Here is an 18,458-nt window from a genome sequence, read left to right as displayed (position 1 = left end):
GCAGCCGCTCGCCAATCCGCACTTAAAGGGCCCCCAATGTCCGATAAATCCACGATGAGCGAACAACGCGAAGGCTCCGATCAGCCCGACCTGCTGTACCTCCTGCAAGGCGCCGAAGACTTCAGCCGCTTCGTCTTTCCCGACAGCGAAGCGCTTTTCAAAAGCCTCGCGCACCAGCAGGCGCCGCATACGCTGTTCATCACCTGCGCGGACTCGCGGGTGTCGCCGGAAATGATTACGCAGACGCGTCCCGGGGAACTGTTCGTGTGCCGCAACATCGGCAATATCGTGCCGGCGTATGGCGAGATGCTCGGCGGCGTGTCAGCCGTGGTCGAATTTGCGGTACTGGCGCTGAACGTGCGGCAGATCGTGATCTGCGGCCATTCGGATTGCGGCGCGATGAAAGGCCTTGCGTCGGGCGCGACGATCGCCGATGAAATGCCCACGGTTCACGCGTGGCTGCGCAACGCGGAAGCCGCGCGCAGCGTCGTGACGGCGAGAAAGCTGGAAGAAGAACGCGTCGTGCAGGCGATGGTCGAAGAAAACATCCGGCTGCAACTCACGCATTTGCGCACGCATCCGGCAGTGGCCGGGCGGCTCGCGCTCAAACAACTGCAGGTGCAGGGCTGGGTCTACGACATCGGACAGGGAGAGGTATCGGTTTTCGACGAAGGCGGCGGTGTCTTCGAGTCGATTCCGCAAGCGCGGGAGCGCTTGCTGCGCCAGGGCGCGCATTGATGGGCGCACGCTGAGACGGCGCGGCTCGCGCCGCGCCTGTCATGGAACTGCTTACTGCACGCCCTTCTTGGCCGCGAGATCCTGCGCCATCTTCAGATGCTGCTGGATGGTCGGCAGCGCCTTCTGAGCCGCCTTCTTCAGATCCGCGTTCTGCCCTTCCTGCGCTTCCTTCTGGAAAGCCTCGACGGCCTGTTTGTGGCCCTCGACGCCGACCTTCTGGATATAGGCGGTGTCGAACTCCTTACCCTTCAGGCCCTTCAGCGAATCGAGCACGGCGGTATCGGAGTTGTCTTTCGGCACGGTGACGCCGTGCGGAGCAGCCATCTTCAGTTGCAGCGTGAGCTTGGTGTGATCGACCATCATGTGATGCGCGAAATTCTTCACGTCCTTGTCCTGCGACTGTTTCGATGCGAGCTTGCTTGCATCGATTTCGGTAGAACTCGACATCGACGCTGCCTGCACGAATTCCTTGTCTGGCGATCCCAGTTCATTGGCTTGCGTGGTGCTGGCCGCCTGCGTCTGCGCAAGTGCGACTGCCGGCGCGGCGGATAGAAGCGCCGATGCCAGCGCGGTGAGCAGAACTGCATTGCGTTTCATTGAAGCCTCCTTGGGCGGTTGTTTGCCGCTTGTGCAGCAATACCGATGCCACGCCGTTTCACGCATGACATGATTCGGAACATGGCTTGCTGCAAGCCATGAGTTGCTACACTGTTCTTGTTCCCTTTCCCGACAGAGCACCATGCCCGTTTATGACTACGAGTGCGCGCGATGCGGCGCGTTCGAAGCAGTACGCCGCATCGCCGAGCGCGACGACCCCGCTTCCTGTCCCGGCTGCGGCGAGACCGCACCGCGTGTGACAATCGGCGCGCCATCGGTAGGAAGCAGCGGCGGAGAATCGAAGGAAAGCGTGGGCGGCTACGGCATGCGGCACGTCGGCGGCTGTTCATGCTGTTAGCGCAGTGCGGTCGCGGCGGGCATGAGCGTTGCAGACCGTGCAGCGTTTCTCTGACGAAAACAGGAGGTGAAGGATGGCGATAGAGTTCAGCGGGCGGCGTCACGTCGTGGCGGCAGCGCGGGTCGCATTTGAAGCGACGGTCGATGGACGCGAAGTATGGTGCAGCGTCTCTCTCGATGCGCTCAACGATCACTTCGGTAATGCTGGCACTTCGTCGCACGCGATGCTGAGTGCCTTCGAAGGCGGACGTGTCGAGATCGAGGAGGCAGCCCGGCGAACGCTCGAGCGCAATGGCGGACAGTCGGTCGAACTGGAAACGAACGACTTCAATCGCCGCTGAAGAGTTGCTTAGTTGCGTTGGCTGATGAGCGCGTCCGTCGGGATGCGTGATTCAGCCAAACTCGGAGTGCGACTTTCGCTATGCGTTCGAGCAAGGCACGTAGAGCGACGTGCTTCGTTCTTCTCGATAAACGGGCAGCCTTGGTGCTGCTCTTTTCATTAAATGAAATGGAGTTGGCGCATCTATATCGAACGGCCTACGCGTTCCATACATCGAGTCATTGCCGCAGGCTTGCGGTCAATAAACGCACCGCGCTCCGTCATCGCGCATAAAAGCGCGTTAGCACATCCACCAGCCACCAGAACGGACAAGGCTTGCGGCACACGCCATCGTAACCGGCGGTCTGCAGCGTATCGCGCATTTCATCGGATGCGAAAGCGATCACCAGTTGTTGCGGCGTGTCGGGCGTATCGGCGTGTCCGCGCAACTCGCGCACGAACCAGTGGTCCGGCATTGCCGCCCTCGCCTGTCCGCCCGCCGACCTGCCGAAGCGCGTATCGACGAACACCGCCTGCGGATGCCACGTCGACGACAACTGAACGGCGCGTTCCGGCTCGCCGATCTGCACGGCTTCGAAGCCGCGCATCGCAAGCAGCAGCGCGAAAGAGTCCCCAACATTCGGCTCCGAATGCGCGATAAGCACGCGTCGCGGCGCGGTGACGACCGCGATGCGAGGCGTCCACACTTCGCGGCGGCCCGTACCCGCTTTGTTCAGTTCTCCGTCCATGTCCGTTCGGCGCGGCGATGAGCGCCGCGCCGTAACGGCATCAAGCAAGGACGAGGCCCGCCGCCCGGGCCGGCGCGTTCAGCGCGAAATCAGCAAGCCGACAATCAGCCCTCCTATCGCGCCCATCGTGATCGCTTTCCACGGATTGTCGTGCACGAAGTCATCGGTGCCCTCCGTCACGCGGCGATATCGCGCGACCGCCACGTCCTGCGCGCCGGCGATCACGCGTTTCGCGCGTCCGCTCGTCGAAGCCGGATCGGGATGAAAGCGGCTGCCCTGTCCCTCCGACGATGCCGATGCCGGCTGTGCAAGCACCGCAGGACTGTCGCCGCCTTCGAGCGGGCTGCCATGCACATGCTCCGGGGAACGCGTCGGCACGTGCCGGGGCGGTTTGTGCGCCGCGCCGGCCGCGAGCGGCGTCACGTTGTCATCGCCACCCTGCTCCATGCCCGGCCCTAGCGCCGCTTCCATCGCGCTCGTCACCGCGCTGCGCGACAGCGGCGGCGCGGGCGGTTGCCCGCCCGGCGTTCCCGCACCGTTGCCCGACGCGTTATCCGATGTGATGCCTGCTGTGCTCCCCGATGCGTTGCCGTTTACGTTAGCCATGACGTCCTCTCCTTGTGCGTACCAGATGCATTGGCCAATCAATGCGCGCATCGATGACGCAAGAGTCGCACCGGATCGCCAGGCCCGCCAGTCGTCCGTTCGGCATAGGCCGGTTCGCCGGACGACCGCGCGAAGCATCGCAATTTCTTTCACATACCGGTGAGAATTGCTCGTTTGCCGCTCGCGATCCGCACGCCTACGATGACTCTCCTGTCAGGCGATGCATCTTTCGTTTCACGCCGCGCCGAAGCATCCGTCGCGCGCCCGCCGATACGATGGCTTCGCTCCCGACTCCTTTGCGAAGCCCGCCATGAATCCCGTCAATCTCGCTCAACTGCTTCTACTCGCCGCGCTCTGGGGCGGCTCCTTCCTGTTTATCCGTGTCGGCGTGACCGATCTCGGCGTCGCGCCGCTGATGGCGCTGCGCGTCGGCATCGGCGCGCTGTTTCTGCTGATCGTGCTGGCGCTGCGCGGCTCGCCGCGCGAAGCCATCGCGACGATGCGGCGGCGCGCGTGGCCGCTCATCGTCGTCGGCGTGTTCAACTCCGCCGCGCCCTTCTGTCTCTTCGCGTATGCCGAGCTGACGCTGTCGGCGGGCGTGACCTCCGTCATCAACGCGACGACGCCGCTCTGGGGCGCGCTCGTGGCGTTCGTGTGGCTCGGTGATCGCCTGAGCCGCCTGCGCGTAGCGGGACTCGCGATCGGCTTCGCCGGCGTGCTCGCGCTGGTATGGGACCAGACCTTGGCTCATCCGGGCGCGACGGCCTCCGCAGTCACGCCGATGAGCACCGCGCTCGCTGCCCTGGCCGGCCTCGCGGCGACGCTCTGCTACGGCATCGCGGCAAGCTATACGAAGCGCCATCTGATGGGTGTGGATTCGCTGACCGTCGCCGCCGGCACGATGACGGCCGCGACGCTCGTGCTCCTGCCGTTCGCGCTGGTGTCGTGGCCTGCGGGCCCGGTGTCGATGCACGCGTGGGGCGCGGTGATCGCATTGGGTGTCGCATGCACGGGTGTCGCGTACATGCTGTTCTTTCACCTGATCGCGGTGGCCGGCCCGGCGCGCGCCATCACCGTGACGTTCGTGATCCCGATCTTCGGCATTCTTTGGGGCGCGCTGTTCTTGTCGGAACGCGTGTCGATCGGCATGGCGGCGGCGTGCGGAATCGTGCTCGCGGGCACGGCGCTGGCGACAGGCGTAGTCAAACGCGTGCCGTCGTGGCGCACCCGCCGCCCGGAATGCGCGAAGCAGTGACGGGACTACGGACCGTGGCGCTCAGCGCCACAGCCGCGTGAGGGCGCCGTCCTCTCCGCCGACGGGATCGGTGGCGGGGAACGGCAAGGCTTGCATCGCGCGCAGTTCGTCGGCGCTGAGGGCGTCGCGCCGGATGTCCCATTGCTGATTCGGCGGATACGCGCCGATTACCTGAAACCGGCCGCCGCTTTTCAGCAGGCAATGACCGGTGCCGGCGGGCAGCAGGAGCGCATCGCCGGCGCGCACGGAGATCACGCGCCCTCCCGGACCGCCGATGATCAGCTCCGCCTCGCCCGACGCGACTCCGAGCACCTCGTGCGCCGTCGAGTGGAAATGGTGATAGTCGAAGACGCTGTCGCGCCATTGCGGCGGCCAGCCGTTCTGCGCGAAGAGCGCCTCGAAGCGGCTGCCGCAGTCGCGGCCGCCGGGCTCGATCGCGCCGCGCCACAACAGCACCGGCAGGCGCGAGTTGTTCGGCACCCAGCCATTGGCGGCGAGCTTGAAGTGCTCGCAGCGGGCGTCGGCTGCATGAAGGGTTTCGGATTGCTCGGCCATATCAGGTTCTCCGCGAGAGTTTGCGAAGGCCGAGCAACGGGTGTTCCAAGGATGCCGGCAAATCAGCCGAACGCGGCTTGCGTTAAACGCCGTCGAGCCGTGAGACCGGCACGGCAGCTATCACCGCCCGTGCCAGTGCCCATAACCCCCGCCAAATCCGACCCCCACCGACACCGACGGCGCGTAATAAGCCGGCCCGTACGCGTATCCATAAGCCGGCGCGTAGCCGTATGCCGGCGCGGGCGCATAGCCATAAGGCGGCGCATAGACGCACCCGCCCAGCCCTGCCGCGAGCCCGAGCGCGACGGGCAGGACGAGCGAGCGCGCCAGTCTTCGCCCGCCCGGCTTCGTTGTAGTTGATGCTTTCATGACGACAGCCTCCCCGCCAATTCCGGCTTACCAGTGACGATAACCATAACCGCCGTGATGCGCGTACCAGTCGCGACGCTCCCAGTAGCGCGCGCCGTCCCAGTACCGGTCGCCATGCCAGCCGATGACGATCGCCGGCGCGGGCGCCACGACCACGGGCGCAGGCTGATACACAACAGGCGGCGCAGCCCGGTACGCGACGGGCGGCGGTCCCGGCTGCCGCTCGACGTACACCGGCTGCTGCTCGACGTAAGCCGGTTGTTGCTCGACGTAAGCCGGCTGCGGCTGAACATAGACGGGTTGCTGCACGTACACGGGCGGCGGCGCGTAAACGGGCGCGACTGGCAGCCCGAGATTGACGCCGATGCTCACGCCCGCCGTCGCCGCCTCGCAGGCGAGACCCGCGCAGGCAACGATCCCCAGCCCTACGACTCTCTTGATCTTCATTTTTTTCTTCTCCTGCCCAAGGCCGCAATGAGAGTGCGGCCATGAATCCATGGTATTCGCGGCGTCGCGCGCTTGCGTTACAACACCTGTAACAGATGTGAACGCTGAAACGAACGGTCGGTTGAGAATGCAACGCCGCCGCCCGCCGTTGCGCCGGCGCGCGTGCTCGTGGGATAGTGCGGGCTTCGTCAAAACGGGATGGGCGAATGGACCTGTTGCGAAGCATGCGGATTTTCACGCGCGTCGCGGAAGCAGCGAGCTTCACTGCCGCGGCGCAACAGCTGGACATCACCACGGCGCAGGCGTCGCGTGCAGTCACGGATCTGGAGGCGCATCTGCGCACGCGCCTGTTGAACCGCACGACGCGCCGTGTCGCGCTCACCGATGCGGGCAACCGGTATCTCGCCCGCTGCAAGGAAGTGATCGCGCTCGTCGATGTCTCCGAAGCCGAAGCCAGCAACGCACAAGTGTCGCCGAGCGGCGTGTTGCGCATGCATGCGCCGATCACCTTCGGGCAGCACTATGTCGTGCCCGCGCTCACGCGCTATCTCGACGCGCATCCGCAAGTGCGCGTGGAGCTGACGCTGTCGCAGAACGTCCCGGACATGCTTGACGAAGGCTACGACGTGTTCTTGCAGATCACGACATCGACACTGCCGGATTCCGCGCTCATCTCCCACCGCATCTGCACGATGCCGAGCGTGCTCTGCGCGTCGCCGCGCTATCTCGAGCGTGCGGGCGTTCCTCGCTCCATCGACGAGTTGTCCGAACACGCGTGCCTGCAACTCGTCACGGCGTTCTTTCCGGTGGATCGCTGGATCTTCGAAGGCCCGCAAGGCAGCGTCGAAGTGGACTTGCCGCCGGGACGCCTGCGCGTGAACGCCGCCGACGCGCTCACCGTCGCGGTCACGGACGGGCTCGGCATTGCGCCGTTGCCAGCGCTGTCGGTTCAGCCGTTGCTGAAAAGCGGCGCGCTCGTGCGCGTGCTGCCGGAATGGGAACTCCAGACCATGACAATCTATGCGATGTACGCGTCGCGCCAGTATCTCGATGCGAAGATCAAGACGTGGGTCGCGTTCTTGCGGGATTTCGTCGTTGGGACGTTGGAGAGCGAGCTGGCGTGAAGCGCAGTCTTCCCGGATGCGAGCATCGGGCGTGGAGCGTTCGCTGAGACGGACCTGCCGGTCTGCGGTTCGCGGATTCGGGGTGGCGCTTTCGTGGAATCAAGACGTGGGTGGCGTCCTTGCGGAATTTTGTGACTGAGACACTGGAGAGCGAGTCGGCGTGAAGCGCCCATGCGTCTTGAATGCGAGCATTGAGCGGCAAGTTTGTTGAGACGGACTCGCCGCCCTGCGGTTCGCGGATTCCCCCTGCACGCGGAGAATCCGCCGCGAAACCGTCAAGCCCCCTTCGCCGCGATCGCCGGCGCGGGCAACAAGCGGCCAGCGATCATCGCCCGGAGCGTTCCGGCAACGAGCATCGCGATGACGATGTTCGCCGCGACGAACGCCACCGGCGCAATCCACTCGACCGGCCCTTGCGCGCCGCGTTCGAGCATACGGATGGCCATCGTCGGCAGCGCGGCCGCGCCGAAGCTGAACGCCCAGTACGACGGCGTGAAATTGCGCTGACGAATCCACGGGACGAGACGCGCGAGCATCAGCGCCTGATACAGCCCATAGCCGAGCAGCATGTACGCGAAGGTATCCGGCACGCCATGCGTGATGGCGAGATACGACACGCCACCCACGACCGGCGGCGCGAGCTGAATGCCGAGGCTCGGGCGCAGCGCATCGGGAAGCGGCTCATGCACCGCCGCGCGATGCAGCACGAGCGATTCGATCGCGATCCACGAAAACACGCCCGCTCCGAAAAACAGCATGCCGGCCTGCGTCCAGCCCAAGCCCGTTGCCGCCGTACCCGCGACAAAGCTGGGCGCGACCGTCGGCAGATACATGGCGGGCGTCGTCCATTCCGGCTTGCGGCCGCCTTGCCAGAATCGTCCGTGCAGATACGCGCCGAGCGCAAGCTGGCTCGCGACGCCCGCCGCGAACAGCGCGATCGCCAAGGCGCGCGATTCGCTCTGCACGGCCTGCGCGGCGAGCATCGTCGATACGGGCGCGAGCGCGGCAAACGACGATTGCACCGGATGCTGCATCTCCGCGATCGCATCGGCGCGCTGCGTGAGCCACTTGTGCGCGTAGGCGGCCATCAGCACCAGCCACACGGCGAGCGCGACCATCGTCATCACCGCCGGCACGCTGTCGGGAATCGGCCACACCTTCGCCGCCGCGCGCCACGCACCGGCAAGCGCGAGCGCACCGACCGCGATGCCGAGGAACGCCACGGGCATCGGCGCACGCCCGGATGGAAGATTCGTATTCATTGCTGCCTCTCCTTATCGAAGGACGCGGCGAGCGCGAATGCGTTCGTCTGTCGTTGGAGAGAGCTTAGGGGCGAGCGGCGGCCGTGCGAATGTCGCAGCGTCTCGTTCGGATGCGCGATCGTCTCAACTTGCGACGCCGCGCATCGCGCAAGCAGAGCTATTTGCGCCGCGCGATGCGCATCAATACGACGTACAGCACCGCGCCGGCCACCGCGCCGATCAGCCAGCCGAGATTGTTGGCGGGCAGAATCTTCAACAGTTGCGTCGAGAGTTCCCATCCCACCGAGATGACGCCCGACACGAGCAACGCGGTCAGCCCGACCTTGTTCCATCCGCCGTCGTAGTAGAAGCGACCGCCAGGCTGCATCGTATACAGCTCAGCGGCGTTCACCTGCTGGCGCTTGACGAGGTAATAATCGGCCATCATCACGCCGTACATCGGCGCGAGCACTGCGCCAAAAACCGACACGAAGATAGTGATGGCCTTCGGGCTGTCGACGAAGATCCACGGGCACACGAGGACCGCGAGTATCGATGCGATCAGCCCGCCCTTCTTGAAGTCGACGTGCTTCGGAAAGAGATTTGCAATGTCATAGGCCGGCGAAACGAAGTTGGCAACGATGTTGATGCCCATCGTCGCGATGACGAACGTGATGCTGCCGATCGCCACCGCGAGCTTGTTGTCGATACGCGAAACGATCTCGACCGGGTCCATGATCATCGTGCCGAACACCTTCTCGCTGCCCGCCGTGACGATCACCGTGATGATCGCGAATGCAAGGAAGTTGAACGGCAGCCCCAGAAAATTGCCGATCTTCATTTGCCGCTCGCTCTTTGCAAAGCGCGAGAAATCGCCGAAGTTGAGCAGCAGCGCCGCGAAATAGCTCACGACGAGCAAGGTCGCGTTCACCATCGCGTGCAACTGCTCGTCGCCGGGCAGCACCTTGCCGGAGAGCGTAACGTCCAGACTGCCGAGGCCCGCGCGATACAGAATCCAGCCCATCAGAACGAACATCACCACATACACCGCCGGCCCGCAGAAGTCGATGAACTTGCGGATGATCTCCATGCCGCGCTGAAAGATGATGAGTTGCAGCAGCCACATGAAGAGGAAGCTGACCCAGCCGAGCATGTCGAGCCTGAGAAAGCTCGAATCGCGCAGCGCCACCGCCGATGGCACGAAGAGCAGCAAGAGCGTCGCGACCGCCTTCGATGCGAAGTACGTCTGCACGCCATACCACACGATGCCCACGACGCCGCGAATCAGCGCGGCGAGATTCGCGCCCATGACGCCCATCGACACGCGTGCCATCACCGGGAACGGAACGCCATGCACGAGGCTCGGCTTGCCGACCCAGTTCATCAGCACATAGACGATCAGGATGCCGATGGTCATCGCGAGCAGCACTTGCCAGCCTGAAAGTCCGAGCAGAAAAAGGCTCGCCGCGAAGGTATACCCGCCGACGCTGTGAACATCCGACATCCACATCGCGAAGATGCTGTAGCCAGTCCATGTGCGGCGTGCGCGCGGAACCGGCGCGAGATCGTGGTTGTAGAGGCGTTCGTCGGCGTTGACGATTTCGACATCGGCGCCGGGGCCGGGTGTGGACGAATCGGCTACGTGAGAAGCAGGCATGACCGTCTCCCTGGCCGAGGCGTGCTTCAACCCGTGGTTGAACGCTCACGTTCGGCAGACTAAAGAAGCCGCGATGAACATGCGAATGGCCGGCGCTATCGAGAGGCACCGCGCCGCGACGGCTCGCCCATGCATGCGCGGACTCGCAGCGTCGGCCGTTGATGCAAGATTAATGCATGATGCCGAAAAGGTGAACGATGCAGGGCTGCCCGCTCAAGTAAAGCCGCATTCATGCCGATATGTGGGCCATGAGAAAAAAACGCCTCCCGTCCCGCGATCCGGGAATCGCACAGCAGGAAAGTCCCGTGGCTTGGGGCGATGCCTTCGCGGCCGCCGCCGAAGCGCTCGCGCTCTTTTGCCGCCTGCGCCGCATCGAAGCGGCGGATCTGCCCGCACGCGATGTCGATGCGCTGCTCGACATCGCCTTCGAAGAGGCCGCGCAGCAAGCCGCTGCCCAGCAACGACAACGCTAAAGCCGGCTAAACTCCGCAGCCGGGCGTGCAACTTGCTCCCCGACCTTCACATCCTCTTTTAGATCAGGCGGGCAGGACATCGCGCCCATCGCCGCACATGCGCGCGTCGCGGAGGTCCCATGTCGAAGATTCTCGGCCCTGTACTGGGGCCTCAGCTTCACAACGTCGCGCGCCATCCGTTCGGCTTTCTCAAGCGCACGATCAAGGCGTTTCGCGCCAACCAGGGCATGCTGCTCGCGGGCGCGGTTGCGTATTACGCGCTGCTGTCGATCGTGCCGCTGCTGATCCTCATCGTCATCGTGCTGTCGAAGTTCGTCGGCCAGCGCGAGTTGCTCGAAACGCTCGCGCATCTGCTCGAATGGCTCGTGCCGGGACAGGCGCGGGCGGTCGTGCGGGAACTCGCCAATTTCCTGACGCATCGCGCGGTCATCGGCTGGCTGCTGCTCGTCACGATGATCTTCTTCAGTTCGCTCGCCTTCACCGTGCTCGAAAACGCGATGTCGGTGATCTTCGTTCATCGCGTCGCGATCCGTCGACGGCATTTCCTGCTGTCCGCGCTGCTGCCTTATTGCTACATCCTTTTTCTCGGCGTCGGCATGCTGATCGTGACGCTCGTGTCGAACGGCTTGCAGGCGATGGGCGACAACAGCGTCATGCTGCTCGGCATCGAAGTGTCGCTCAAGGGTGCATCGCGCGTGCTGCTGTATCTGCTCGGCGTGGCCGGTGAGATTTTCGTGCTGACGTCGATCTATCTCGTGATGCCGGTCGGAAGGCCATCGTTTCGTCTCGCGCTGCTCGGCAGCGTGACGGCCGCCGTGCTCTGGGAGATCACGCGGCACGTCCTCGTCTGGTACTTCGCGACGCTGTCGCAAGTGAGCGTCGTCTATGGTTCGCTGACAACGTCCATCGTCGTGCTGTTCAGCCTCGAAGCACTCGCGACGCTTTTGCTTTTCGGGGCACAGGTGATATCGGAGTTCGAGCGTTTCGGCTTGCCCGAACGCGATGTCACGAAGCCGTTCACGACCGAGGACGCGCAACATTGAACACGATGCGCGCTACCATTAAGTCATGCGCCGTCTGTACGCGATGCCACCAAACGCGGCACCGCTGATCTGAGGAATGTCGAACGTGCCGTGCTGGCCTGCTCAATGCTACGGTACTATTCAGCTTTTGCACGGGCGGGCGACGCCGCTATTCCCCGCGCCTCGCAACAGACGAGCACTTTTGCCTTACTCAACGCGCCGCATCGGGTAGTTTTTCCGCATTGCGGCGATAGTTACGTCGTGCGAAGAGAGAGCCGTCCTCTTCGTTGAAATCTGCGTATTGCATTCGTTTTTTTATGATCGAATGGCACGCGCCGCGCAATGCTCGCATTCGCGATCTTTGTGTCCGGCGCTTCACACGGCTTGCGCGTCAGGCTGCCAGCGCACTCGATGCGCCGTGCGCCTGCCGCCGTCGACGAACATGATTCTGGAGCGCTGCCATGCCCCGACACGCTGAGCTACCTGAAGAGCCGTTCGCGGGCGGCCCGAGTCCCGCTAACGATCCGTCCGTGCCCGATGCGCCGTCCGGGTCCTTCGCCGACTTCGACGACGAAGAAGATATCGAGGCGGAGCCCGATCCCGTGCGCCCGCCGCGCCGCTTCGGCCGGCTCGCGCTGTGGATGGCGTCGGCGACTGCGCTCGGGGTCGGAGTGCTCGGCACCGTCGCATACAGCATGTGGTTCAATCAAGACCAGCGCGTGTATGCAGAAGCGATGACCAGCGCGCGGCAGACGCTCGGCATCGATCAACCGGTCTTGGCGGCCACGCAGTCGTCGGGCGTGGTGGAAGCGCCCTCGACGGTGACGCATCCCGAGAACATCAAGCTCGCGGGCAGTCCGCCTGCGCTGGACCGGCCCGGTCTGAGTCCCGTCGCGGCGGCGCCGGCCGCCATCGCCGAGGACGACACCACCGAGCGCCGCGCGACGCCATCAAGTCAATCCGGCAATCGCGCGAACCGTGCAGCGGAGAAACCGGCGCGCACGGCGCAAGCGAACCAGAACGTCAAGCGTCATGCGCCGCCAGCGAAGGCCGAGCCGGGACTCTTTGCCCGCGTGGGCGCCTTCTTTCATCGAGTGAGCTATCGACGCAATGCCACATCCGGTCAGCGAGAGGAATATTCCCGTCCGTGACGACGACGCCTACACGACGCGCGCACTTCGCTGGATCGACGGCGCGCGCGCCCATGCACAGCGCTTGCGCGTCCCCGGTCCCGCGCCGTTGGCGGGCGTCGCGCTGCTCTGCCTGCTGATCGGGCTGCTCTTTCTCGCCTATCAGGTCCGCGCGATCTTCTCCGCGCAACTTCAGCAGGAATACATCGGGCTGGTACTCGAAGCGGTCGAGCGGGCCGATACGGCGCGCGCATCCGCGCTTTCGCTCGAGGATGCATCGACCAACGATACCGCCCGTCGCGCGGCCTATCGCGACGCGCGCATCGAATTCGCCGCGCGGCTCGCGAGCCTGCATGCACTCATCATATCCAGTCCGGCTCCCGCTCCCGCGCTGCCTTCGAGCGTGCTCTTGCCGGCATCCGATCTGAAAGCGGCGAGCGCCGCGCTCGATTCCGCCTATCTGTACTGGCGCGCCGAACGCGATCGCGCGAGCGCCGATGTGCGCGAACGGATCGTCAGCGTGTCGCATACGCTGATCGCGCTGTCGTCGATCGTATTCGGCGTGCTGATTACCGCGCTTGGAATGTATGCAAAACGCAATCGGCAACTGGTTGGACTTTCGAGCGAATTCGAACACGCGTCCCTGCACGATGCGATGACCGGCCTTCCCAACCGCCGCAAGCTTTTCGCCGCGCTCGAAGAAACGGCGGAGCATCTCGGCGACGGCACGAATGCAAAACGCATCGCCGTGCTGTATATCGATCTCGATGGTTTCAAGCGCGTCAACGATACGCACGGCCACCGCATCGGCGATGAGTTTCTGATTGCGGTATCGCGGCGTTTTCGTCAGACGGTGCGCAACAGCGATGTGGTCGCACGCATCGGCGGCGACGAGTTCGCCGTGCTCGTGCGGGAATTTTCTAGCGATCTGGAACTGGCGGCGATCGCGCAGCGCATCATCACGTGCGTGGCGGAAACCGATGGCCGCATGGACTTGTCGCTCGTGCGCGCCAGCATCGGCATTGCCAGTTATCCGGATCGCGTGACCGATTACTGGCGGCTCGTCGCCGCCGCCGACGACACGATGTACGCCGTCAAGCGCAACGGCAAGAACGGCTACGCGTTCGCATCGCCGGCGGCGTGACCCGGCTTCCGAGGCGGCTTATGCCGCCGCGCGCAAGTCTTCTTCGCCGCCGAGTGCTTCGGTCAGCGCCGCGAACAGGCGAGCGAGTTCACCCGTCATCAGCAGGAAGTCGGATTCGAAACGCTCGTCGTCGTTGGCCGCGGTGGGATCGGCGGCTTCCTTGATGACGTCGAGCGGCGTCACACGCTTGAGCGTCAGCGACGGCGTCAGCACGAAGGACACGCGGTCGTCCCACGTCATCGCAAGACGCATGCACTGCTTCCCCGCTTCGATGTGGCGGCGCATGTCTTCGGCCTCCAGCGCATGGCCGACGTAGCGCACCGTGGCATTGCCTTCGCCGGTCGAGCGCAGTTCGGTGTCGCGATCGAGCGTGAAGCCTGCGGGACCGTCGCCGCTCAGCAGCCACTCGGTCATCGCGGATACCGGCGAGCGCGCGGGACGGACGCTTGCGAGCGGCAGATCCGTGACCGATTTCACCAGCAACCCGATGATGTCATCGGCAACTGTCGCGGATGCCGCGTCGATCGCGAGCCATCCATGCACCGGATCGATCCACACGCGCGTATCGCGGCGAATACTGAATGCACGCGGCAAAAGGTCGTCGGTCACCTGCTCCTTCAGTTCGCGCATCTGCTTGCGGCCGGGCTTGAAGCCCTGCTGCTCTTCGAGTTCGAGCGCGCGTTCCTTCGTGAACTGCGTGACGACGGACGCGGGCAGCAGTTTCTTTTCCGCGCGATACGTGATCAGCATCTGGCGGTTGATCGTGCAGACGAGCGAATCGTCGTTGCGCGGCGAGACCCAGCCGCGCCGCTCATTCTCGACGCTCGATGCCGCGCTGAAGCCAAGCGGCGCGAGCCATTGCTCTATTTGACCCGGCGTAACGGTCCAGTGAGCGGGAAGACGGTGAAGCTGAAGATTCTTGAACCACATGGCGGCGCTTTCGATGTTGTTCGGAAAAGCGGGCCATTCTATACGACGCGCATCGCATTCTGCATGCATCATTCATTCGCATGGCGGCGTGGCGGCACGATGCGCCATTGCAGATTGACGCCCGCCGCTGCGAGCAGAATCAGCGCGGCCCCCGCGACTTGCAGCCAGGCGAGATGCTGGCCGAACGCAAGCCAGTCGACGACGATCGCCACCACCGGATAGATGAACGACAGCGCGCCCGTCATGGCGACGGGCAGTTTCTGGATCGCGCCGTAAAGAAGCACGTACATGAGCCCCGTGTTCACGACGCCGAGCACGATCAGGTCGGTCCATCCGCCGATGCCTGCGGGCGCGGCATCGAACTGCGCGAACGGGCCGAGCATCGCGATGCCGAGCAGCACATGCAACATGGCAATGAGATGCGGCGGCGTGTCTTTGAGCCGCTTGGTGATGATCGACGATATCGCGTACAGAAAGGCCGCGCCGAGCGCATAGGCGATGCCTTCGAGATAGCGCCCGGGCATCGCGAGCACCGCCGGTTCGACGCGCACGACCATCACGAGCCCTACGAACGCGATGCCGAGCCATGCGAGCGTCGAAGCGGAGATTCGCTCGCGCAGCACGAACGCCCCGAGCGCGACGAGCATGAACGGCTGCGTGTTGTAGACGGTCGTAGCCATCGAGATCGACGCGCGCGAATATGCGGCGAACAGCAACAGCCAGTTGCCGACGATCGCGACGCTCCCAAGCGCGACCCATCCCAGCATGCCCCACGAAAAATAGCGCTTGCGGAGGAAGCCGAGCATCGCGCATATCGCGACGAGCGTCGCCCCGCCGAAGACGCAGCGGAAGAAAACGACGTTCCATGCCGACTGCCCCGACGACACGACGAGCCAGCCGATCGTGCCCGACATCAGCATCGCGAGCGTCATTTCGATGGCGCCGCGCCGATGCCCGGCGGCGTTGCGGGTATTGCTGATCGCGTGACTGTTCATGGCGGTGATTCGGATGCGGTTTCGATAACCTGAAGTCTATCGATGCGCGTCACGTAAAACCATGCCTAAAATAAGGCACATTTCGTTCTTCATCTTGCTATCAAAGGCCATCATGCCGAAGAACCTTAGCGCATCGCAGACGACCATCGACGCCATCGATCGCGAACTGATCAGCGTGCTTGCAAGCGACGGACGCATCGCGGTGAGCGAAGTGGCCAAGCGCATCGGCTTGTCGGCGCCGAGCACGGCCGAGCGCATCCGCCGTCTCGAATCGCAAGGCGTCATTCGCGGCTTCACGGTACAGATCGATCCGGCCGCGCTCGGTTATACGCTGCAAGCCATTGTGCGCGTTCAGCCGTTACCCGGTCAGTTGCATCTGGTCGAGGAAGCCATCCGGCGCATTCCCGAGTTCGTCGAATGCGTGAAGGTGACGGGCGATGACTGCTTCGTCTGCCGCCTGTATCTGCGTTCCATCGAACATCTCGACGATATTCTCGCCAAGGTCACCGACCGCGCCGCGACGAGCACGGCCATCGTGAAGACGACGCCCATCGAGCGCAGGCTGCCTCCGCTCTGAAGAATCGCGTTGCACGCATCGAACGGCGCTACACTAGGGACGCTTGTTGCTGCAAGCGAGGGAGCATCCGATGACCGACACCGACGCCAAGCGCACGTTTCGCGGCCTGCCGCTCACGCCCGAGCAGGATGCCGAAGTCAGGCATTACATCAAGAAAAAAAAGCAGCGCGGCGAACCGTGGGACACGCCCGAACTGACCGCCATGCTGCGCGACATGCTTCATCCACCCGACAGCGACGAAGCGTCGGATGAAGAGGCCGACGGAGAAACGCGCGCGTTCGCCGAACGCGCATCCGCGTCCGTCGACGAAGGGATCGATCCAATCGAGAACAGCGAGGAATGGCACGCTGCGATGGAAGCCGAAGCGATGAAAGGGCCAAGACGGTAGAACGAAAAAACGCCGGTAAAGACCGGCGTCATATCCGCTTGGTCCGACGCATTCAGTGCCTGTGATGCAGCCAGTCACGCGGCGGATGAGTATCCAGCCAGCGCGCTTTTGGTGGATGAATATGCGGGTGCCTGTGATGCATGACCAGAATCACGATGGCGCATAGCACCACGACGACTCCGACCATCAGGGTAATCATCGGCTCGGTCATCGGAACCTCCTTCAGGGCAAGAGGACGACGCTTTCATTGTAGATGCTCTCGCGCCGTCAAAGCGCACTACGCCGTAAATCGCTTTGTATTGCGTAATCCCTTATAAGCAGCCCGACGCATTCGACCGATGGGTGTCCTATAGTGCAGAAGGACCGCTCATTGGGAGAATCGGCATGGCGACGTGGAAACCTGATCCGAGCTTCTACCCTTCCCCACGACTCGCGGCGAAGGCGCCGCGCGAAACGCTCGCCTATGTCGCGACCTTCGATCCGGAACGCAAGACGCCAGACAAGCTGGCCGTCGTCGATGTCGATCCCGACTCGCCGAACTACGCGCAAATCGTGAGCGAACTGGCGATGCCCGATGTTGGCGACGAGCTGCATCACTTCGGCTGGAACGCGTGCTCGTCGTGTCTGTGTCCGAACGCGCCGCATCCGCATATGGAGCGGCGCTACCTCGTCGTGCCGGGGCTGCGTTCGTCGCGCATTCATATCGTCGATACGAAGCCCGATCCGAAGAAGCCGGTCATCGTGAAGACGATCGAGGCCGCCGAACTCGCGGAAAAGACCGGCTATACGCGGCCGCACACCGTTCATTGCGGCCCCGGCGGCATCTATGTCAGCGCGCTCGGCAATGCGGAAGGCAAGGCGCCTGGCGGCGTGCTGATGCTCGATCAGCAGAGCTTCGATCCGCTCGGCCGCTGGGAATTGGATCGCGGGCCGCAGCAGCTTGCATACGACGCCTGGTGGCATCTCGGTTACGACACGATGGTCACGAGCGAATGGGGCACGCCCGATACATTCGAAGAAGGACTCGTGCCCGAACTGCTGCTCGGCGCGAAGTACGGGCGCAAGCTGCATTTCTGGGACCTGACGAAGCGCAAGCACGTGCAGGAGATCGATTTCGGCGATGAGTATCAGCTCGTCTTCGAGCTGCGTCCCGCACACGATCCGACGAAGGCTTATGGCTTCGTCAACTGCGTGATCAGCCTGAAGGATCTGTCGTCATCGATCTGGACGTGGTATCGCGACAATGACAAGTGGGCCGTCAAGAAAGTGATCGACATTCCCGCCGAACCCGCCGACGCCTCAGTGCTGCCGCCGCTATTGCAGGGCTTTGGCGCGGTGCCGCCGCTGGTGTCGGACATCGACCTGTCGATGGACGATCGCTTCCTCTACGTGTCGTGCTGGGGCACCGGCGACATGCTGCAATACGACGTCTCCGATCCTTTTGCACCGAAGCTCGCGGGCAAGGTTCGCATCGGCGGCGTGGTGGCGCGCGCGACGCACGCAGGCGCAAGCAACGGCCACCTGAACGGCGGCCCGCAGATGGTCGAAGTCAGCCGCGACGGACGTCGCGTGTACTTCACGAATTCGCTATACGGTGCGGTGGATTCGCAGTTTTATCCCGAAGGCATCAATGGCTGGATGGTGAAGCTCGACGCCGGCGCGGACGGAGGCCTGAGCGTCGACGAACGCTTCTTCATCGACTGGCCGAAGGGGCATCGCCCGCATCAAATACGGCTGCAAGGCGGCGATTGCTCGTCGGATTCATATTGCTATCCGTGATGCCTT

Annotated in this window: 23 protein-coding genes; 12 read left to right on the top strand and 11 right to left on the bottom strand. The window is 63.8% G+C overall.

Annotated features, from left to right (window positions below):
• Positions 1-36 precede the first annotated feature (36 nt).
• Positions 37-738 (top strand): carbonic anhydrase, encoded by a 702-nt coding sequence (locus AB6804_RS15835; RefSeq protein WP_370887220.1) that lies wholly within the window; start codon positions 37-39, stop codon positions 736-738.
• 51 nt (positions 739-789) lie between these two features.
• Here the strand turns inward: AB6804_RS15835 and AB6804_RS15830 are convergent, their stop codons facing one another.
• Complete coding sequence (locus AB6804_RS15830; RefSeq protein WP_370887219.1) at positions 790-1,335, bottom strand: DUF4142 domain-containing protein; 546 nt, start codon at positions 1,333-1,335, stop codon at positions 790-792.
• Positions 1,336-1,477: 142 nt separating this feature from the next.
• Here AB6804_RS15830 and AB6804_RS15825 point away from each other — a divergent pair, with 142 nt between their 5' ends.
• Complete coding sequence (locus AB6804_RS15825) at positions 1,478-1,693, top strand: zinc ribbon domain-containing protein (protein ID WP_370887218.1); 216 nt, start codon at positions 1,478-1,480, stop codon at positions 1,691-1,693.
• Between the two features lie 73 nt (positions 1,694-1,766).
• On the top strand, positions 1,767-2,033 hold the full coding sequence (locus AB6804_RS15820) for a DUF1488 domain-containing protein (protein ID WP_035966215.1): 267 nt from the start codon (positions 1,767-1,769) through the stop codon (positions 2,031-2,033).
• Between the two features lie 259 nt (positions 2,034-2,292).
• Here the strand turns inward: AB6804_RS15820 and AB6804_RS15815 are convergent, their stop codons facing one another.
• Entirely contained in the window at positions 2,293-2,760 is a 468-nt protein-coding gene (locus AB6804_RS15815) for a response regulator (RefSeq protein WP_370887217.1), read from the bottom strand.
• Between the two features lie 78 nt (positions 2,761-2,838).
• Positions 2,839-3,366 carry a YqjD family protein gene (locus tag AB6804_RS15810; protein ID WP_370887216.1) on the bottom strand — a complete coding sequence of 176 codons (528 nt, stop codon included), beginning with the start codon at positions 3,364-3,366 and terminating at the stop codon, positions 2,839-2,841.
• A gap of 310 nt (positions 3,367-3,676) precedes the next feature.
• Between AB6804_RS15810 and AB6804_RS15805 the strand changes: the two genes are divergently transcribed.
• The gene (locus AB6804_RS15805) at positions 3,677-4,621 is read left to right on the top strand and encodes a DMT family transporter (protein ID WP_370887215.1); all 945 of its coding nucleotides are present in this window, start codon (positions 3,677-3,679) and stop codon (positions 4,619-4,621) included.
• A 21-nt stretch (positions 4,622-4,642) separates the two neighbouring features.
• On the opposite strand, the gene AB6804_RS15800 is transcribed toward AB6804_RS15805, so the two are convergent.
• The 3 genes from AB6804_RS15800 to AB6804_RS15790 all read right to left on the bottom strand — a co-directional run bounded on the left by AB6804_RS15800 (position 4,643) and on the right by AB6804_RS15790 (position 5,992).
• Positions 4,643-5,176 (bottom strand): cupin domain-containing protein, encoded by a 534-nt coding sequence (locus AB6804_RS15800; RefSeq protein WP_370887214.1) that lies wholly within the window; start codon positions 5,174-5,176, stop codon positions 4,643-4,645.
• 120 nt (positions 5,177-5,296) lie between these two features.
• The gene (locus AB6804_RS15795) at positions 5,297-5,545 is read right to left on the bottom strand and encodes a hypothetical protein (protein WP_370887213.1); all 249 of its coding nucleotides are present in this window, start codon (positions 5,543-5,545) and stop codon (positions 5,297-5,299) included.
• Between the two features lie 27 nt (positions 5,546-5,572).
• The gene (locus AB6804_RS15790; RefSeq protein ID WP_370887212.1) at positions 5,573-5,992 is read right to left on the bottom strand and encodes a hypothetical protein; all 420 of its coding nucleotides are present in this window, start codon (positions 5,990-5,992) and stop codon (positions 5,573-5,575) included.
• Between the two features lie 206 nt (positions 5,993-6,198).
• Here AB6804_RS15790 and AB6804_RS15785 point away from each other — a divergent pair, with 206 nt between their 5' ends.
• Complete coding sequence (locus AB6804_RS15785) at positions 6,199-7,116, top strand: LysR family transcriptional regulator (protein ID WP_370887211.1); 918 nt, start codon at positions 6,199-6,201, stop codon at positions 7,114-7,116.
• A 275-nt stretch (positions 7,117-7,391) separates the two neighbouring features.
• Here AB6804_RS15785 and tehA read toward each other — a convergent pair whose 3' ends face one another.
• Complete coding sequence (tehA, locus tag AB6804_RS15780; protein WP_370887210.1) at positions 7,392-8,378, bottom strand: dicarboxylate transporter/tellurite-resistance protein TehA; 987 nt, start codon at positions 8,376-8,378, stop codon at positions 7,392-7,394.
• A 157-nt stretch (positions 8,379-8,535) separates the two neighbouring features.
• A complete protein-coding gene (locus AB6804_RS15775; protein ID WP_370887209.1) occupies positions 8,536-10,014 on the bottom strand; it encodes an NCS1 family nucleobase:cation symporter-1 in 1,479 nt (492 codons plus the stop codon).
• A gap of 305 nt (positions 10,015-10,319) precedes the next feature.
• On the opposite strand from AB6804_RS15775, the gene AB6804_RS15770 reads away from it, so the two are divergent.
• The 4 genes from AB6804_RS15770 (at position 10,320) to AB6804_RS15755 (ending at position 13,783) form a co-directional block, all read left to right on the top strand.
• The gene (locus AB6804_RS15770; RefSeq protein WP_370887208.1) at positions 10,320-10,487 is read left to right on the top strand and encodes a hypothetical protein; all 168 of its coding nucleotides are present in this window, start codon (positions 10,320-10,322) and stop codon (positions 10,485-10,487) included.
• Between the two features lie 119 nt (positions 10,488-10,606).
• The gene (locus AB6804_RS15765; protein WP_370887207.1) at positions 10,607-11,530 is read left to right on the top strand and encodes a YihY/virulence factor BrkB family protein; all 924 of its coding nucleotides are present in this window, start codon (positions 10,607-10,609) and stop codon (positions 11,528-11,530) included.
• 440 nt (positions 11,531-11,970) lie between these two features.
• Complete coding sequence (locus tag AB6804_RS15760; RefSeq protein ID WP_370887206.1) at positions 11,971-12,660, top strand: hypothetical protein; 690 nt, start codon at positions 11,971-11,973, stop codon at positions 12,658-12,660.
• A gap of 64 nt (positions 12,661-12,724) precedes the next feature.
• The gene (locus tag AB6804_RS15755) at positions 12,725-13,783 is read left to right on the top strand and encodes a diguanylate cyclase domain-containing protein (RefSeq protein WP_370887242.1); all 1,059 of its coding nucleotides are present in this window, start codon (positions 12,725-12,727) and stop codon (positions 13,781-13,783) included.
• Between the two features lie 18 nt (positions 13,784-13,801).
• On the opposite strand, the gene AB6804_RS15750 is transcribed toward AB6804_RS15755, so the two are convergent.
• Both AB6804_RS15750 and AB6804_RS15745 read right to left on the bottom strand, forming a co-directional pair.
• Complete coding sequence (locus tag AB6804_RS15750) at positions 13,802-14,713, bottom strand: recombination-associated protein RdgC (RefSeq protein ID WP_370887205.1); 912 nt, start codon at positions 14,711-14,713, stop codon at positions 13,802-13,804.
• Positions 14,714-14,781: 68 nt separating this feature from the next.
• The gene (locus AB6804_RS15745; protein WP_370887204.1) at positions 14,782-15,708 is read right to left on the bottom strand and encodes a DMT family transporter; all 927 of its coding nucleotides are present in this window, start codon (positions 15,706-15,708) and stop codon (positions 14,782-14,784) included.
• Positions 15,709-15,820: 112 nt separating this feature from the next.
• Between AB6804_RS15745 and AB6804_RS15740 the strand changes: the two genes are divergently transcribed.
• Together AB6804_RS15740 and AB6804_RS15735 are read left to right on the top strand one after the other, a co-directional pair.
• Positions 15,821-16,285: an Lrp/AsnC family transcriptional regulator gene (locus AB6804_RS15740; protein WP_370887203.1), complete on the top strand. Its 465-nt coding sequence runs from the start codon at positions 15,821-15,823 to the stop codon at positions 16,283-16,285.
• A gap of 70 nt (positions 16,286-16,355) precedes the next feature.
• Positions 16,356-16,673 carry a hypothetical protein gene (locus tag AB6804_RS15735; RefSeq protein WP_370887202.1) on the top strand — a complete coding sequence of 106 codons (318 nt, stop codon included), beginning with the start codon at positions 16,356-16,358 and terminating at the stop codon, positions 16,671-16,673.
• 52 nt (positions 16,674-16,725) lie between these two features.
• On the opposite strand, the gene AB6804_RS15730 is transcribed toward AB6804_RS15735, so the two are convergent.
• Positions 16,726-16,884, bottom strand: a complete 159-nt coding sequence (locus AB6804_RS15730; RefSeq protein WP_244794688.1) for a hypothetical protein — start codon at positions 16,882-16,884, stop codon at positions 16,726-16,728.
• A gap of 173 nt (positions 16,885-17,057) precedes the next feature.
• Between AB6804_RS15730 and AB6804_RS15725 the strand changes: the two genes are divergently transcribed.
• On the top strand, positions 17,058-18,452 hold the full coding sequence (locus AB6804_RS15725; protein ID WP_370887201.1) for a selenium-binding family protein: 1,395 nt from the start codon (positions 17,058-17,060) through the stop codon (positions 18,450-18,452).
• Positions 18,453-18,458 lie beyond the last annotated feature (6 nt).

The sequence above is a fragment of the Caballeronia sp. RCC_10 genome (genome assembly GCF_041360715.1).
Classification (GTDB): domain Bacteria; phylum Pseudomonadota; class Gammaproteobacteria; order Burkholderiales; family Burkholderiaceae; genus Caballeronia; species Caballeronia grimmiae.
This window is presented reverse-complemented; position numbering and strand designations above follow the sequence as displayed.

Coding starts and splice junctions, on each gene's coding strand:
- AB6804_RS15835 (WP_370887220.1), top strand. CDS start 37: ATGTCCGATAAATCCACGATGAGCGAACAACGCGAAGGCTCCGATCAG.
- AB6804_RS15830 (WP_370887219.1), bottom strand. CDS start 1,335: ATGAAACGCAATGCAGTTCTGCTCACCGCGCTGGCATCGGCGCTTCTA.
- AB6804_RS15825 (WP_370887218.1), top strand. CDS start 1,478: ATGCCCGTTTATGACTACGAGTGCGCGCGATGCGGCGCGTTCGAAGCA.
- AB6804_RS15820 (WP_035966215.1), top strand. CDS start 1,767: ATGGCGATAGAGTTCAGCGGGCGGCGTCACGTCGTGGCGGCAGCGCGG.
- AB6804_RS15815 (WP_370887217.1), bottom strand. CDS start 2,760: ATGGACGGAGAACTGAACAAAGCGGGTACGGGCCGCCGCGAAGTGTGG.
- AB6804_RS15810 (WP_370887216.1), bottom strand. CDS start 3,366: ATGGCTAACGTAAACGGCAACGCATCGGGGAGCACAGCAGGCATCACA.
- AB6804_RS15805 (WP_370887215.1), top strand. CDS start 3,677: ATGAATCCCGTCAATCTCGCTCAACTGCTTCTACTCGCCGCGCTCTGG.
- AB6804_RS15800 (WP_370887214.1), bottom strand. CDS start 5,176: ATGGCCGAGCAATCCGAAACCCTTCATGCAGCCGACGCCCGCTGCGAG.
- AB6804_RS15795 (WP_370887213.1), bottom strand. CDS start 5,545: ATGAAAGCATCAACTACAACGAAGCCGGGCGGGCGAAGACTGGCGCGC.
- AB6804_RS15790 (WP_370887212.1), bottom strand. CDS start 5,992: ATGAAGATCAAGAGAGTCGTAGGGCTGGGGATCGTTGCCTGCGCGGGT.
- AB6804_RS15785 (WP_370887211.1), top strand. CDS start 6,199: ATGGACCTGTTGCGAAGCATGCGGATTTTCACGCGCGTCGCGGAAGCA.
- tehA (WP_370887210.1), bottom strand. CDS start 8,378: ATGAATACGAATCTTCCATCCGGGCGTGCGCCGATGCCCGTGGCGTTC.
- AB6804_RS15775 (WP_370887209.1), bottom strand. CDS start 10,014: ATGCCTGCTTCTCACGTAGCCGATTCGTCCACACCCGGCCCCGGCGCC.
- AB6804_RS15765 (WP_370887207.1), top strand. CDS start 10,607: ATGTCGAAGATTCTCGGCCCTGTACTGGGGCCTCAGCTTCACAACGTC.
- AB6804_RS15760 (WP_370887206.1), top strand. CDS start 11,971: ATGCCCCGACACGCTGAGCTACCTGAAGAGCCGTTCGCGGGCGGCCCG.
- AB6804_RS15750 (WP_370887205.1), bottom strand. CDS start 14,713: ATGTGGTTCAAGAATCTTCAGCTTCACCGTCTTCCCGCTCACTGGACC.
- AB6804_RS15745 (WP_370887204.1), bottom strand. CDS start 15,708: ATGAACAGTCACGCGATCAGCAATACCCGCAACGCCGCCGGGCATCGG.
- AB6804_RS15740 (WP_370887203.1), top strand. CDS start 15,821: ATGCCGAAGAACCTTAGCGCATCGCAGACGACCATCGACGCCATCGAT.
- AB6804_RS15735 (WP_370887202.1), top strand. CDS start 16,356: ATGACCGACACCGACGCCAAGCGCACGTTTCGCGGCCTGCCGCTCACG.
- AB6804_RS15730 (WP_244794688.1), bottom strand. CDS start 16,884: ATGACCGAGCCGATGATTACCCTGATGGTCGGAGTCGTCGTGGTGCTA.
- AB6804_RS15725 (WP_370887201.1), top strand. CDS start 17,058: ATGGCGACGTGGAAACCTGATCCGAGCTTCTACCCTTCCCCACGACTC.